Source organism: Caniella muris, assembly GCF_943193035.1.
In the GTDB taxonomy this organism is placed as follows: Bacteria; Actinomycetota; Coriobacteriia; order Coriobacteriales; family Atopobiaceae; genus Granulimonas; species Granulimonas faecalis.
In genome coordinates this window covers 896481-911806 of sequence record NZ_CALPCK010000001.1, presented here as the reverse complement: position 1 = coordinate 911806, position 15326 = coordinate 896481, and the positions used below count along the sequence as shown (strand labels likewise).

The following is a 15326-nucleotide window of genomic DNA, read 5'->3' as shown; positions in this document are numbered from 1 at the left end:
AAGCCCGCTCCGGCATGCCCGGGATTTATAAACTGAGAAATATCCTAAGTGACAGATGGGCCAGGCACCGCTGTCACATGTCACATGACGGCGGTGCCTGGCCGTTGGGACAAAAGTGCCCGACCATTGGGACAAAAGTGTCCGGGTGATGGGACAGGGGGGCGGCTAGTCGGCTCCCATCACCGACGACAGGATCATCGAGACGAGCGAGATCACGATGGCGCCGATCAGGGCCGAGCCGAAGCTGTCGATGTAGATGCCCACCCCGAGCACCGCACGGGCGAGCCAGCTGGAGAACTCGAGCAGCACCGCGTTGATCACGATATAGAAGATGCCCAGCGTGAGCACGGTGATGGGCAGCCCGATGACCTGCAGCACCGGTTTGATGGAGACGTTCACCAGCGACAGCACCAGGGCGCAGGCGAGCGGGCCCACCCACTGGCCGCCCACGGCGAAGATGCCCGGGACGATGTTCACGGTGACGATGGTGGCGATGAACGTGACGAGCCAACGGCCGATAAAACCCATGAGTTACTCCTGTCCTGCGGTCCCCGGCGTGCCGTACCATGGGAGGGTGACGTGTCAGATATGAAGGTATGTTCCCAGGAGACCCCATGGACCGACGGCGCAAAGAGCAGATGAGCAGACCCGATGTGGACGCCCTGGCGGCCGCCCTCGTGTCCGTCTCCACCGTCGCCGAGGCCAAGGCCCTCATGGTGGACCTCTGCACCATCCGCGAGATAGACGACCTCGCCCAGCGCCTCGAGGTGGCGCGCATGCTCGACGAGGGGGACCCCTACGCCAGCGTGCAGAAGGCCACCGGCGCCTCCTCGACCACCGTGAGCCGGGTCTCCAAGTTCCTCAACGGCGGCTCCGGCGGCTACCGCCTCGTGCTCGACCGCATGGACGGCGCCCGTTGAGCACGGCCCCGCACGACGGTGCCGTGACGCCCCGGACCGCCGAGCTCGTATGGCTCGTCGCCGGCTTCGTCGTCACGGCCCTCGACCTCTCCCGCCGCGCCCGCAAGTGGCCCCTGCGCCGCGAGTCCCTCGCCGGGATGCCCGTAGACGAGGCCCTGCGCCTCTCGGCCGCGGCGGACCGGTCCTGGACGCGCCTCGGCGCCGTGACCTCGTTCTGGATGAGGGAGCCCTTCGGCCCCGGCCCCGCGGAGGCCTGGCGCCTCGACCGCTCCTGGAGGGGCGACCGCTCCCTCGGCCCCGGCGACGTCCTCCGGTCGCTCGCGTCCTCCGCCCGCTCCTCCCGGCGCCCCGACCTCTGCCGCGCCCTCGCGGCCCTCGAGCAGGGGCGCCCCGCCCGTGCGGTCCGCATGATGGGGGAGGGGCCCGCCGCCGACGACCCCGCCTGCGCCCAGGCGCTCCGTCGCGTGCGGGACGCCCTGCTCGCCGTCGCCGCCGAGAGGGGCACCCGCTCCCTGCCGGCCACCGCCGAGCTCCGCCGGGCCCTCGCCGCGCTGCTCCCGCCTCTCGTCCCGCCTGCGCCACCTGTCCCTGCCGGCCGTCCCGCGGCGGGGCCGGCCCCCGACGCCGCCGTCCCCGTGCCGCCCGTCTATGCCCCCGGGCCCGTGGACGAGGCGGCGCGGCCCCTCGTCGTCTGCCGTACCGACGAGCGTGTCGGCGGCCTGCCGCGCCTCTCGGCGTCCCAGCTGGAGTCCTATGGGGAGTGCCCCGGCAAGTGGCTGGCCCTCAGGCGCCTGTCCCTGGGCCGGGTGGACGCGACGTTCGACGGCGCGGCGGTGGGCAGCCTCGTCCACCGCGTCCTCGAGCAGGTGCACCGCCGCCTCTACGAGGAAGCCTGCGCGGCGGCCGGCGTCGACCCGGACGAGAGGCCCCTGGCCCCCGTCCCGGGCAGCGCCGTCGCGCCCGACACCCTGGGCCGCGCCCTCGAGCTCCTCGACGAGGAGCTCGCAGGGGACCTGGGCGACCAGGTGCGCACCTACCGCCGGGCGGCGCAGCAGTCCGTGGTGCCGCACTCGGCCGGGGAGCTGGCGCGCCTCTCCGCCGTGGCCGACGAGATCGCCGGGTTCCTCTCGTGGGAGGCCGCCCACGCCGACGGGCTGCAGCCCCGTTGGTTCGAGGCCGCCTTCGGGCGGGAGCGCCCGCAGGTCCTGGGCGGCGCGTCGTTCGTGGGCACGGTGGACCGCATCGACGTCGCCCCGGACGGCCTGGCCCGCATCGTGGACTACAAGCACCGCTCCGCGGCCGAGGAGTACGCCGCCGCGCCCGACCCCGCCGGGGTGTCCGGCCCCGCCGGAGACCCCGGTTCCTCTGCCGTCCCGGCGCCCCGCCACGCCCAGGCCTACCTCTACGCCCTCATGGTCGACGGCGTCGACCCCCGGCTGCGCCCCGGCTCGGCTCTCTACGAGGGGACCATGGCGCCGTGGGAGCCGGCCGGCGCGGGGACGGCGGAGGGCCTCGGTTCCACGGTTATGCTACCTTTTGTGAACGATATGCAACCGGATGCATTCTCGGCCCTGCTTCATGCCACGGCCGACGACGTGTCCGCGTCCGTGGGATCTCTCCTCGCCGGCCGGCTCGCCCCCGCTCCGGTGGACGCGCGCGCCTGCGCCTTCTGCCCCGCGCCGGGCTGCCCCAGGCGCCGCTCCCCGGAGGACGCTCCCGTGGACGACGCGGCCCTGTCCCCAGAGTTTCAGGTTTCTGCAGCTGCAACGTTCCTCTCGCAGCCCGGCGACACGGCCGGTGGGCTCGCGCCGCTCCTCGTGGGCCCCCTCTTCTCCCTCTCCGCCGGCGACCTCCTGCTCCTGGCCACGGGTCGCGACCCGCAGACCGGACGCCTCTCGCACCGGCGCCTCGACCGCGGCGTGCTGGCCGGCGCGGCCGGTCTCGCGGCGCCCCCGTCGCCCCGGCTCGCCCATGCCCTCGCCGTATTGGGGGACGCCGTCTCAGCTGTGGCGACGACGCCCCTCGACGTCGCGGTCCGCTCCCTCGTCGAGGGGAGCGGGTGGCCGGGGCGCCTGGCCGCGTCGCACGCCCCCGGGGACGCCGCGGCCCTCGCCCGCCTGACGGCCGCGCTCTCCCGCCTCTCGTGCTCCGAGGTGCGCGCCCGGCGTGCTCTCTGAGGTTTTCCGCCGGTGGGCAACGGCAGATTGCCGTTCGCCTATATTTTGGATTGCATTCAGAAATGACTTGCAGCGGGAAGGTCCCAGCCGCTAACATATCGACTAAACACGTTGTATAACCCGGTGTGGAATACCCGCCGTGGCTGCGGGGCAGGATTGCCGGTCGGGGAGGATAGGGGGTACCCATGGAGAGGGAGAGCGTCGAGCTGCAGGAGGAGCAGGAGCATGCCGCCCGCCTGATCATCGAGGGCACACGGCTTCTCACCACGAGAATACCCGCCCTTTTCGAGACGGAGGCCTCGGACATCACGTTCCGGCAGTGGGAGGCCCTCAAGGTCGTCCTCGCCGCACGGTCGCCCGAGATCTCGCTCTCGGACATCACCTCGTACATGGGGTACTCGCGCCAGAACGTGAAGAAGCTCGTGTCGGGCCTCGAGCGTGCGGGCTACGTGACCCTCCAGCCCTCCCACATCGACAACCGCGCCCTCCGCGTGGAGGCCACCCGCAAGGCCCGTCGCGAGGCGCCCCGCTACGCCGAGGCCGAGAACCGCATGATCTGCTCGCTGCTCGACGGCGTGCAGGAGAGCGACCTCTCGGTGAGCGCCCGCACCATGGCCGCGATGATCCGCAACGTGGCCTACGACTGAGTGCCCGCCGCGCTCCCACCGTCGGAACCGGCCTTCCCGGGCCCGCCGTCCCCCTCTCCCCCGGGGGCGGCGGGCCTTTCCTGTGTCGGCGCCCCGCCGCCCGTGCCGCCGCCCGTGCCGCCGCCTCCGGGCAGCCCCACCTTGGGGGCCACATAGCCGCGGTTGAGGATCCGCAGGCACTCGGCCGCCACCATGCGGTCGCAGGCGGCCGGGTCGTCCATGCAGTCGGCGCCGCGGTCGCGGTAGTCGGCGGGGTCGTCCACGAGGTAGTAGTGGCGCATGAGACGCATGGACTCGTGGGGGAGGGGCTCGCCGGGCCTGGGCGAGCGGCCCACGAACGCCATGGTGCGCTCCAAGCCGTCGAACCCGCCCTCCACGGGCCGCCAGCCGTTGGCCCTGAGGAAGGCGCACCACCGCGCGTGCTCCAGGTCGCCCATGGCGCAGAGGAGCGGGTGCTCGGAGCGCAGGCGCGCGTCCCCGTCGGCCAGGGCCCTGCGGCGCGCCGCGCGCTCCTCGGCGCCGGTGCCGGCGGGCCCCGGGCGCACGCCGGCCAGCGCGGCCACGGCGCCGGCGTCGCCGGCGGCCAGGCGCTCCAGCACGGGGGCCACGCCCAGCTTGGCGAGCCAGCGGCCCTGGAGCTCGCCCGACACGTCGTGCTGCGCCCCGTCGCCCAGCCCCAGGCACCACAGGCGGTAGAACGTGAACCGCGTGGCCGCGCGGTTGGAGAGCTTCCTCACCTCGTAGGCGTTGTAGTCCTCCATGGCCCGGCCGCGGCCCACCTCGGTGGGCTTGCCCGCCGCGGCCGCCTGGGCGGCGTCGTAGGCGGCCTGCAGGTTGACGGAAGCGTCCTCCCAGGGGGCGGCCAGGATGGAGTCGTAGGAGAAGGCGTCCTCGGTGGAGCCGAACGGCACGAGGCCGAACCGCTCCTCGCCGCCGGAGATGTTGCGCACGGACTCCAGGACCTCCTCGCTGCGCACGAGCACCGAGACCAGGGGGTTGCACTGGGGTGCCGTGGCCTCGTCGAGCGTGCCGTCGAGCACGCGCTCGGAGAGGGTGCGGTGCAGCCTCAGGGACACGTCGAGGTCCACCTCGTCGTCGCCGAGGCACGTCACGGTGTAGACGCGGCTCCCCCTGCCGATGGACACGGGGCAGGTGCCGGCCCCGTCGGGCCCCCAGCAGAGCGCCTCCACCTCCTTGCCGGCGAGCAGCGGGGAGAGGTCCTCGGTGCGGGCGTCCGCCTGCACGAGGCACACGGTGGGCAGCGGGTCTCCCGTCGGCCCGTCCTCGGCCACCGGCTCGGCGAGGTCGGCCAGGCACGACGGCTCGCCCTCGGGCACGCGCTCGGCCATGAGGTCGGGCCACATGGCGGCGAGCTCGCCCAGGCGCCTCTCCGCCTCCAGGTCCACGCCCACGATGCGGAGCTCCACGCCGGGCAGGCGGCCGAACCAGAAGGCGGCGCGCACCGCCTCGGCGCCGAACGACCCCACGCCGAGCACCAGCACCACGAGGCGCTGCCGGGGCACGGGCCCCGCCGAGACGTCCACGGGGTCGAGGACCTCCGTGAGAGGGTGGCTCACGAGGGAGTCCCACACCACCTGGCGCTCCTCGGAGAGCAGGCGCACCTCCACGAGGTTGCGCACCCGCACCATGAGCGGGGAGAGGCCGTCCACGATGCGCCGGCGCCGCTCCTCCTTGGGGTCGTGGCCGCGGCGCCGCCTGAGGAGGCGCGCCAGGATCTCCTCGTCCGGGCGCCGGTGGGGGAGGGAGTCGAAGATGAGGTCGTCGTCGGGGTTGCCGTGGACGCACCACACGTGGATGTTGCCGGCGTAGCGGCGCGTGCGGTCGGTGAGGGAGGGCCGCGAGCCCACGCGCTCGACGTCCCAGGCCCGCGCGCCCATCTCCCACGAGACCATCTGGCTCGTGAGGGTGTCGCACAGGGCGATGGTGGCGCGCACGTTGTCGTCGGTGTCGTCGGAGATCACGAGGTAGTAGACGTTGCAGCGGGTCTGGGTCCAGCGAGCCAGGTGGCCCGGCACGCTCTCGAGGCCCAGGGGCGTGAACACCACCGTGGCGCAGCCGTAGGCCTCCTCGCGCACCTGCTGGGCCATGCCGTTGCCGTCGGCCACGGCGGCGCTCGACAGGTCGCAGAACACCAGGAGCGGCATGGAGCGGCTCCGCCTGCCGCCCTTCTGCACGTGGTCGAGCAGGTCCTTGGCCAGGGTGACGGTGTTGTCGTTGAGGTCGTAGAACACGTAGATGTCGCGCCCCAGGACCGACTTCTTGGCGCTCTCCACATAGAGGAGCAGGCCCGTGAAGCCGTTGGCGAAGATGTCCACGGCCGTGAGGGCCAGCATGACCGGCGCCGCCACGGTGTAGAAGCAGAGCACCTGGTAGTAGAGCAGGGAGAGCAACCCGTCGCCCATCACCTGGTGGATGACCGGCGTCCACTCCTCCAGCTCGCCCGCCACGCCGGTGATGTTGACGGTGAAGTAGAACGTGGCCGGCACCGCCTGGGCGAGCCCGGGCCAGAGGTCGCCATGGGACCCGGGCAGGTGGATGGCGATGGGCAGCAGGAGGAAGAACGCGCCCACGAGGATGAGGGCGAACTTGCCGCCCATGGTCCCCAGCCACTTGAAGCGGCTCTTGAGCCGGGCGGAGCCGATGGACGCGGCGATCAGGACGATGGAGAGCACGCCCACGGCGAAGCAGAAGGCGGCCAGGGGGTCGGTGTGGGAGAGGTCGACGAAGTGCTCCTCGGCCACGGTGGAGGAGTGGATGACCGACCCGGCCCCGGTCTTGTCGATGAGATGGGTCGTGTCCACGGCGGCTTCCTCCTCGTCTCGTGCCAGGAAGGGGAATATGCCCCGAGTCGGCCCCCGTTTTCTTGGCGTGGGGCGTCTCCAGAACCTTCTCCGCCGGCCCCCGGGTCGGGTAGTATCAAGGACCCGCCAACGCGGCACGACCGTCCCTACGACCCTACGGAGTCATGCCATGGCATTCGTGCACCTGCACAACCACACCGACTTCTCCATGCTCGACGGCGCCACGCGCGTCGAGGACATGGTCGCCCGGGCCGTCGAGCTCGGCATGCCCGCCGTGGCCATCACCGACCACGGCAACATGTGCGGCGTCCCGGCCCTCGCCCGGGCCACCGACGCCGTCAACCACGCGGAGCCCGACTACGACCAGTGGTTCCACGACAAGGACAACCTCGAGAAGGGCCGCCCCGTGGAGGAGCCCGACGCCTCCGACGAGCGCCGCCACGCCCAGTGGGAGGCCGACATGGCCTGCCACGAGGCCGGCCGCCCCCTGGACGAGGTCAAGCCCAAGCCCCGCGTGAAGCCCATCTTCGGCTGCGAGGTCTACTTCACGCCGGACTCCGAGCTCCGTCGCGACCGCAAGCCCGAGTACTACCACATGATCCTCCTGGCCAAGAACGAGACCGGCTACGTCAACCTCATGAAGATCGTGTCGGACGCCGCCACCCGGGGCTTCTACTACAAGCCCCGCGTCACGCTCGAGATGCTCCAGGAGCACTCCGAGGGCGTCATCTGCACCTCCGCCTGCGTGGCCGGCATCATCCCGCGCAACATCATGACCGGCAACCCCGGCGAGGCCCTGCGCTGGGCCAAGACCTTCAAGGAGACCTTCGCCCCCGGCGACTTCTACCTCGAGGTCCAGGAGCACGGGCTCGACTTCGAGGACCGCTTCCCCGGCTGGACCGACCGGCGCCTCACCGAGACGCTCCTGGAGATGGCCAAGACCATCGGCGTCAAGGTGGTGGCCACCAACGACTTCCACTACCTCACCCGCACCGACGCCGCCATGCAGGACGTGGTGAGCTGCATCGGCATGGGCAAGACCCTCGACGACACCAACCGCATGCAGATGACGCAGAACCCGCCGGGGTCGGGCCAGGGCGAGTTCTACATGAAGAGCGAGGATGAGATGCGCGCGCTCTTCGACTGGTGCCCCGAGGTCTGCGACAACACCCTCGAGATCGCCGACAAGTGCGACTTCGAGCTCGACTGGACCCACATGTACCTGCCCAAGTTCCCCGGCCTCGCCGAGGGGGAGACCTCCGAGGAGCGGTTCCGCAAGGAGTGCGAGGAGGGCCTTGCCAAGCGCTACGGCGACGACTGGCGCGAGCGCGAGATCGGCGGCGAGTCCATCCTCGAGCGCTTCGAGTACGAGTACAAGGTCATCTGCGAGAAGGGCTTCGCCGACTACTTCCTCATCGTGCAGGAGTACGTGCAGTGGGCCAAGGACCACGGCATCGGCGTGGGGCCGGGCCGCGGCAGCGCCGCCGGCGCCATCGTGGCCTACGCCATGAACATCACCACGTTCGACCCCCTGGAGAACGGCCTCATGTTCGAGCGCTTCCTCTCGCCGGAGCGCTCCGAGATGCCCGATATCGACATGGACTTCGACGACGAGCGGCGCCTGGAGGTCGTGCAGCACGTGCGCGAGCTCTACGGCCCCGAGCGCGTGTGCCACGTGATCACCTTCTCCACCATCAAGGCCAAGCAGGCCATCAACGACGCCAACCGCGTGCTGGGCAAGCCCGTCTACATGGGGCAGAAGCTCTCCAAGATGGTGTCGGGCGACCCCAAGGCCAAGCTCAAGATGGTGCTCAACAAGACCCCGGGCAAGGAGGACCTCTACAGCCCGGACTTCGCCGACGCCTACGGTCACGACCCGGAGTCCCACGACATCATCGACACGGCCCTCTCCATCGAGGGCCTCACCCGCGGCGAGGGCGTCCACGCCTGCGCCGTGCTCATCGCCCCCACGCCGGTGAACGACCACGTGCCCACCAAGCTCGACACCAAGGGCGGGTTCGAGATCACCCAGTACGAGGGCCACGACGTGGCCGACATGGGCCTGCTCAAGATGGACTTCCTGGGCCTGCGCACCCTCACGGTCATCTCCAAGGCCCTCGCCAACATCCGCGCCAACCACGGCACCGCCGCCGACGCCGAGGCCGCCCCCGAGGCCGTGCGCGCCACCCTCAAGGAGGGGTCCGTCGGCGTGGACATCGACGTCGACAAGATCCCCTTCGACGACCCGGCCATCTTCGACCTCATGGGCCGCGGCCACACCGCGGGCGTCTTCCAGGTGGAGTCCGGCGGCATGACCGCCACCATCAAGTCCATGCAGCCCAAGGAGTACCGCCAGGTGGTGGCCCTCATCGCCCTCTACCGCCCCGGCCCCCTGGGCGCCGGCATGGTGGACTCCTACATCAACCGCATGAACGGCCGCGAGCCCGTGGCCTTCTACGACGAGCGCCTGTCCGACATCCTGGACGAGACCTACGGCACCATGGTCTACCAGGAGCAGGTCATGAAGATCTCGGTCAAGATGAGCGGCTTCTCCGCCGGCGAGTCCGACAGCCGCATCCGCAAGCCCGTGGCCAAGAAGAAGATCAAGCTCCTCACGAGCACCGTGTTCCACTGGGACGACGGCTCCGACGAGACCACCTACGACCACTGGGTCAACGGCGCGGTCAAGAACGGCTACAAGCGCGAGGTAGCCCAGAAGATCTGGGACGACGTCCTCGAGTTCGCCTCCTACGCCTTCAACAAGAGCCACTCGGCCGGCTACGCCATCCTCGTCATGCAGACCGCCTGGCTCAAGGCCTACTACCCCCGCGAGTACATGGCGGCCGTCCTCACGAGCTACACCGGCAAGACCGAGAAGATCGTGCACTACATCGGCTCCTGCCGCCAGGAGGGCATCGACGTGCTGCCCCCCGACGTCAACGAGAGCGGCATCGAGTTCACTGCCGTGCCCGAGGGCATCCGCATCGGCCTCGCCGGCATCCGAGGCGTGGGGGAGGGCGCGGCCGAGCTCATCCTCAAGGAGCGCGCCGCGGGCGGCCCCTTCGCCACCATCCACGAGTTCTGCGACCGCGTGGACACCACGCAGGTGAACCGCCGCGTCATCGAGGCCCTCGTCAAGGCCGGCGCCTTCGACTCCACGGGCTACACCCGCAAGCAGCTGGCCCACTTCGTCGACAAGGCCAACCCCGAGAACATCCTCGACGCCGCCGTGAAGCGCCAGAAGGACCGGGCCGCCGGGCAGGTCTCGTTCTTCGACATGTTCGCCGACGTCGCCGACTCGGGCTTCGCCTCCGACGTCCCCGAGCCCGACGGCGAGGAGTGGGACCGCACGCTCAAGCTCTCCCAGGAGAAGGACGTGCTGGGCATCTACGTGTCCGACCACCCCCTGCGCCCCTACGAGTACGCCCTCACCAAGGCCCGGAGCTACTCCATCGGCGAGGTGCTCAACGGCTACGAGCACACGGCCGACGACGGCGTCACCGAGATGCGCGCCGTGGACGACGAGCGCACCATCTGGCTCGCCGGCATGGCCTCGGCGGTGCAGAAGCGCACCACCAAGAAGGGCGACCCCATGGCCATCGTCACCCTGGAGGACATGGAGAACAAGATCGACGTCGTGGTCTTCCCCAAGACCTACTCCAAGTGCGCGTCGCTCCTGTTCCCCGACGACGACGGCGACATCTTCCTGCGCATCGAGGGCCGCGTGGACCGCTCCGACCGCGGCGACCAGTTCATGGCCCAGTCGGTGGAGCCGCTGCTGCTCGACGACGAGGCCAACCGCCCCAAGACCCTCGAGGTGCTCATGCCCGCGGAGGGGGTCACCAAGGAGTTCCTCTCGGCGCTCTCCCGCTCGGCGTCCCGCCACGGCGGCCTCGACTCCCTGGAGCTCTACGTGGACGGCGGCGCGGGGCTCATGCGCCTCTCCATGCCCGTGACCGTGGACGCCCAGTCCGTGGTGCTCTACGCCGAGGTGGCGGCCCTCGTGGACGCCCAGGGCAAGGTGCAGGTGGCCTAGGTGCCGGACCGCCGCGCCCGCGGCTGAATCAGGGGCCCCCATATGGGGAACCCACAAGAGGAGTGTCGGCGGCCCCGCGCTGTGCGGGGCCGCCTTTTTTCACGGCTGCGACGGGAGCGGGGGACAGGGACATGGCCAAGGGCGGGATCGTTCCGGAGCGCGTGGGGCTTGCGGGCCTCGTTGGGATCTCGGTCTCGGCCATGGTGGGCGGCGGAATCTACTCCCTGCCCGGCGCCGTGGCGGCCCACGCCTCGGCCGGCGCCACCCTCGTGGCGTGGCTGCTCACCGGCCTGGGCATGTGGTTCGTGGTGGGCACCTTCCGCATCCTCGCCCAGGTGCGCCCCGACCTCACCAACGGCGTGTACGCCTACGCGGAGCGGGGCTTCGGCAGGCTCGTCGGCTTTCTGGTGATGCTGGGCTACTGGTGCACCTCCTGCTGCGCCATGGCCACCTACGGGGTGCTGCTCATGGCCACCCTCTCGCCGCTGGTGCCCGCCTTCGGGGCCGGCAACACCGTGCCCGCCCTCCTGGGCGCCTCGGCGGTGGTGTGGTCGGTCTTCGCCCTCGCGCGGCGCGGCGTGGAGCAGGCGTCGGTGCTCAACATCGTGGGCACCGTGGCCAAGTTCGTGCCCGTGGCGGTCTTCGTGGCGGTGTGCGTCGCCCATTTCGACCCCGCGGTCTTCTCCGGGGACTTCTTTGGCTCGGCCCCGGCCGCCCCCGGCGGCACGGCCGACGGTCTCGCGGCCCAGGTGGCCGACGTGATGATGGTGACCCTGTGGGTGTTCATCGGCATCGAGGGCGCCGTGGTGGTCTCCGGCGACGCCACGAGCCAGAGGGCGGTGGGCAGGGCGGTCACCCTGGCCCTGGCCGTGGCCCTGGTCTTCTACGTCCTCGTGTCCACGGTGCCCTTCGGCGTCTTCTCCCAGGGCGACATCGCCGCCATGGCCTCGCCCTCCACAGCCCAGATCCTCCTGGTGCTGGCGGGTGGCTGGGGGAGGGTCCTCGTCTCGGTGGGCATCGTGGTGTCGATCCTGTCGTCGTGGCTCGTGTGGATGTGCATGCAGGGCCAGATGCCCACGTCGGCGGCGGCCGACGGCATCTTCCCGGCCCGCTTCACCTCCCGAAACCGCTTCGGCGCCCCGGGGCGCTCCCTTCTGGCCTGCGCCGGCCTCACCCAGCTCTTCCTGGTGTTCGCCTGCCTGCTGGGCTCCGAGGCGTGGGACACCATGGTCTCCATCACCTCGGTGATGACGGTGCCGGCCTACTTCTGCTGCTGCCTGTTCTTGGTGAAGGAGGCCGTGGTGGGGCGCGACTGGCGGGCCCCGGGGGTGCCGAGGCCCCGGGCCTTCCTCGTCGGCGCCGCCGGCTGCCTGTTCGGCGTGGCGCTGCTCGTCGCCGCGGGGGTGGAGAACCTCATGCTCGCGAGCATCGTCTTCGCCCTGGGCCTGCCGCTCTTCCTCGTGGGGCTGCGCCAGTCGGGGCGGGGCGTCCCGCTCAGGGCGTGGGAGCGGGCGGCCATGGTGGCCATCGTGGCCGTGGCCGTGGCGTCGGTCCTGGGTTTCGTGTTGCAGGCCCTTGCCTAGACCCCGTGGCGGACGGTAGAAAACAGGGGTGCTACCTCAATTTTTAGCCGCAGGCACGCTTTCTCCACAATCGGTGTCCCTACAATGAATTTAATTTGACCGTCCGCAACTTTCAGGCTCTCCGCATACCGGGCCGAGGGCGCGGATTAAATATAAATACCTAAAACATATTAAAAGTAAGCTCTGTATATGTCGATATTACGAGGACAGACCCGTGGTTTTTGAAGACTAAATGGGGAACTAGGCCCCTAGGCAAGCTTCGGCAACCAAGGGGGTCCCATGGGCGGTCTCACAGACAGGCAACAGGCCACGATCGACAAGGCGTCGAGGGTCGATGTGGCGGGATGGCACCACGTGAAGGTGGCGGGCACGCCCTACGAGTGCGGGTTCCAGGAGGGCTACCTCCTGGCCGATGAGTATGCCGACGCCCTCCGCGTGTACGACTACATGACGCTGCAGACCTACGGCATGAGCTACCAGTGGTTCTGCGAGCAGGCCGTGCGCCTGCACAAGGACAGGATCCCCGAGCGCATCATGGACGAGCTCCGGGGCATGGCCGACGGCCTCACGGCGGCCGGCGTTCCCTCCACGGTGGACGACCTCATCGGCTGGAACGCCTACTACGAGGTCACCGGGTACTGGTGGCCCCTCAACGCCGCCAAGGTGGTGGGGGCCATGCCCGAGAACATCATGACCCACAAGACCTCCCACTGCTCGGCCATCGTGGCCACGGGCGGGGCCACCGCCGACGGCCGCCCCGTCATCGCCCACGAGTCGTTCGACGAGTTCTGGGCGGGCCAGTACTTCAACGTCTGCCTCGACGTCACGCCCGACGAGGGCCACCGCTTCGTCATGCAGACCGTGCCGTGCTACGTGGACTCCATGACCGACTACTACGTCACCGACGCCGGCCTGGCCGTCACCGAGACCACCCTGGCCGGCTTTTCCGGCTACGACGACTCCGGCGTGCCCGAGTACGTGCGCGTCCGCAACGCCGTGCAGTTCGCCGACTCCATCGACGACTTCGTGCGCCTGATCGATGAGGGCAACAACGGCGGCTACGCCAACGCGTGGCTTATCGCCGACACCAAGACCGGCGAGGTGGCCCGCTACGAGCAGGGCCTCAAGTTCCAGTCCCTCGACCGCACCCACGACGGCTGCTTCTTCGGCTGCAACGCGGTGTTCGACCCGCGCATCCGCAACCTCGAGTGCAAGGACAACGGCTTCAACGACCCGCGCCAGCAGACCGGCGCCCGGCGTCAGCGCTGGATGGAGCTCATCGAGCGTCACTCCGGCTCCATCGACGTCGAGCTCGCCAAGAAGATGCTCGCCGACACCTACGACGTATACACCGGCTACGACAACCCGTCGAGCCGCACCATCTGCAGCCACTACGACGTCGACCCGCAGTACTGGGCCGACGACCCGGCGGCCGTGTGGAACGTGCCCTTCTACCCGGCGGGGTCGTGCGACGGCAAGGCGGCGGGCGCCGACGACATCGAGGCCATGCGCTTCTGGGGTCGCTACGGCCGCGCCGACGGCGTGGAGTTCGACGCCGACGAGTTCTTCGAGCATCACCCGCTCTGGCGCTGGCAGGAGGGCTACACCAAGAGCCGCCCCTCCCAGCCCTGGACCCTCTTCGAGTAGGGCCGGCACGGCGGTACCCATAGACGCAGGAAGGCAACGGCCGCTGGGGCGGCCACGACAGAGGACGAGGTAGACACCATGAAACTGAGCAAGGAATCCATCGCGAAGATGGCCGAGGCCTACAAGGGCGCCACGACCCAGCACGTCGCCGAGCGCGCGGTGACCAAGAACGGCATCCTCGCCGCGTCCGAGGACATCCAGGTGGCCAAGGAGCTCTCCACCCCGGCCTTCGCGTTCTCCATCGACGTGGACGACGAGGCCGTTGCCAACCAGAAGCAGTCCGGCCGCTGCTGGATGTTCGCGTGCCTGAACTTCTGCCGCTTCCACGTGGAGAAGGAGCTCGACCTGCCCCGCGGCACCTTCGAGCTCTCCCAGGCCTACCTTGCCTTCTACAACAAGCTCGAGCGCTCCAACTGGTTCCTCGACCACATCGTGGCCACGGCCGACAAGGGCCTCGACGATCGCGAGGTCACGTGGCTCATCAACGCCCCCATGCAGGACGGCGGCGACTGGGACATGGTCTGCGGCCTCATCAAGAAGTATGGCGTCGTGCCCCATGCCGCCATGGTCGAGACGGCCTGCACCAACGACACCGCCCAGGTCAACACGGTCCTCTCGCACCTCCTGCGCCAGGACGCCCTCAAGCTCCGCTCCATGGTGAGGGAGGGCGCCGCAGACGCCGCCGTCGAGGCCGCCGAGGAGGCCATGCTCACCGAGGTCTACCGCGTGCTGTGCGTGGCCTTCGGCGAGCCGCCCCAGAAGGTGGACTTCGAGTACACCGACTCCAAGAAGGAGTTCCACGGCGTCTACGGCCTCACGCCCCTCGAGTTCTACAAGCGCTACGTGGGCATCGACCTCGACGACTACGTGGGCGTCATCAACGTCCCCGGCGAGGGCAACCCCTACGGCCGCACCTACGCCATCGAGGACTCCGACCAGGTCCCCGAGCGCGAGAACCTCTACCTCAACGTCGACATGCCCACCCTCAAGGCCGCGGTCATCGACCAGCTCAAGGCCGGCGAGCCCGTGTGGTTCGGCTGCGACGTGCTCCAGCACTGCGACGAGCAGCTCGGGGTCATGAGCCCCGACCTCTACGACTTCGACGACCTCTTCGGCGTCGAGTTCTCCATGGACAAGGCCGAGCGCTTCGCCATGCACCAGAGCCTGCCCACCCACGCCATGATGATCGCCGGCGTGAACATCGTGGACGGCAAGCCCGACAAGTGGAAGATCGAGAACTCCTGGGGCACCGAGGCCCACGGCAAGAAGGTGGGCCACAACGGCTACTACGTCTGCAGCGACGAGTGGTTCGACGAGTTTGTCTACGAGGTGGCCGTGAGGAGGTCGTTCCTCTCGCCCGAGCTCCAGAAGGCTCTCGAGGGCGAGCCGGTCGTGTGGCCCTTCTGGAACACCTTCAACCCGGTCTCCGCATCCTAAGGCCGCGTAGCGCAGGGGGAGGGGCGCGCCGCGCGCCCCTCCCACGTCTCCACACCC

At 69.8% G+C, this 15326-nt stretch carries 9 protein-coding genes; 7 read left to right on the top strand and 2 right to left on the bottom strand.

The annotated features are described in order from the left end of the window. Nucleotides 1–165 precede the first annotated feature (165 nt). Nucleotides 166–528: a phage holin family protein gene (locus NFR49_RS04015; protein WP_251158366.1), complete on the bottom strand. Its 363-nt coding sequence runs from the start codon at nucleotides 526–528 to the stop codon at nucleotides 166–168. A gap of 86 nt (nucleotides 529–614) precedes the next feature. On the opposite strand from NFR49_RS04015, the gene NFR49_RS04010 reads away from it, so the two are divergent. From NFR49_RS04010 to NFR49_RS04000, 3 genes are all read left to right on the top strand, one after another. Beyond that, on the top strand, nucleotides 615–920 hold the full coding sequence (locus NFR49_RS04010; protein ID WP_251158365.1) for a YerC/YecD family TrpR-related protein: 306 nt from the start codon (nucleotides 615–617) through the stop codon (nucleotides 918–920). Continuing rightward, entirely contained in the window at nucleotides 917–3097 is a 2181-nt protein-coding gene (locus NFR49_RS04005) for a PD-(D/E)XK nuclease family protein (protein ID WP_251158364.1), read from the top strand. The genes NFR49_RS04010 and NFR49_RS04005 overlap by 4 nt, the downstream gene beginning before the upstream one ends. 185 nt (nucleotides 3098–3282) lie before the next feature. Further along, nucleotides 3283–3744: a MarR family winged helix-turn-helix transcriptional regulator gene (locus NFR49_RS04000; RefSeq protein ID WP_251158363.1), complete on the top strand. Its 462-nt coding sequence runs from the start codon at nucleotides 3283–3285 to the stop codon at nucleotides 3742–3744. Here the strand turns inward: NFR49_RS04000 and NFR49_RS03995 are convergent. Next, nucleotides 3735–6566, bottom strand: a complete 2832-nt coding sequence (locus tag NFR49_RS03995) for a hypothetical protein (protein WP_251158362.1) — start codon at nucleotides 6564–6566, stop codon at nucleotides 3735–3737. The genes NFR49_RS04000 and NFR49_RS03995 overlap by 10 nt on opposite strands. A 169-nt stretch (nucleotides 6567–6735) precedes the next feature. Between NFR49_RS03995 and dnaE the strand changes: the two genes are divergently transcribed. From dnaE to NFR49_RS03975, 4 genes are all read left to right on the top strand, one after another. Continuing rightward, the gene (gene dnaE / locus NFR49_RS03990; RefSeq protein WP_251158361.1) at nucleotides 6736–10602 is read left to right on the top strand and encodes a DNA polymerase III subunit alpha; all 3867 of its coding nucleotides are present in this window, start codon (nucleotides 6736–6738) and stop codon (nucleotides 10600–10602) included. Between the two features lie 131 nt (nucleotides 10603–10733). Beyond that, nucleotides 10734–12185, top strand: a complete 1452-nt coding sequence (locus NFR49_RS03985) for an amino acid permease (protein WP_251158360.1) — start codon at nucleotides 10734–10736, stop codon at nucleotides 12183–12185. A 279-nt stretch (nucleotides 12186–12464) separates the two neighbouring features. Beyond that, nucleotides 12465–13832 carry a C45 family autoproteolytic acyltransferase/hydrolase gene (locus NFR49_RS03980; protein ID WP_251158359.1) on the top strand — a complete coding sequence of 456 codons (1368 nt, stop codon included), beginning with the start codon at nucleotides 12465–12467 and terminating at the stop codon, nucleotides 13830–13832. A gap of 78 nt (nucleotides 13833–13910) precedes the next feature. Then, nucleotides 13911–15269, top strand: a complete 1359-nt coding sequence (locus NFR49_RS03975) for a C1 family peptidase (RefSeq protein ID WP_251158358.1) — start codon at nucleotides 13911–13913, stop codon at nucleotides 15267–15269. Nucleotides 15270–15326: the final 57 nt, after the last annotated feature.

Coding starts and splice junctions, on each gene's coding strand:
- NFR49_RS04015 (WP_251158366.1), bottom strand. CDS start 528: ATGGGTTTTATCGGCCGTTGGCTCGTCACGTTCATCGCCACCATCGTC.
- NFR49_RS04010 (WP_251158365.1), top strand. CDS start 615: ATGGACCGACGGCGCAAAGAGCAGATGAGCAGACCCGATGTGGACGCC.
- NFR49_RS04000 (WP_251158363.1), top strand. CDS start 3,283: ATGGAGAGGGAGAGCGTCGAGCTGCAGGAGGAGCAGGAGCATGCCGCC.
- dnaE (WP_251158361.1), top strand. CDS start 6,736: ATGGCATTCGTGCACCTGCACAACCACACCGACTTCTCCATGCTCGAC.
- NFR49_RS03985 (WP_251158360.1), top strand. CDS start 10,734: ATGGCCAAGGGCGGGATCGTTCCGGAGCGCGTGGGGCTTGCGGGCCTC.
- NFR49_RS03980 (WP_251158359.1), top strand. CDS start 12,465: ATGGGCGGTCTCACAGACAGGCAACAGGCCACGATCGACAAGGCGTCG.
- NFR49_RS03975 (WP_251158358.1), top strand. CDS start 13,911: ATGAAACTGAGCAAGGAATCCATCGCGAAGATGGCCGAGGCCTACAAG.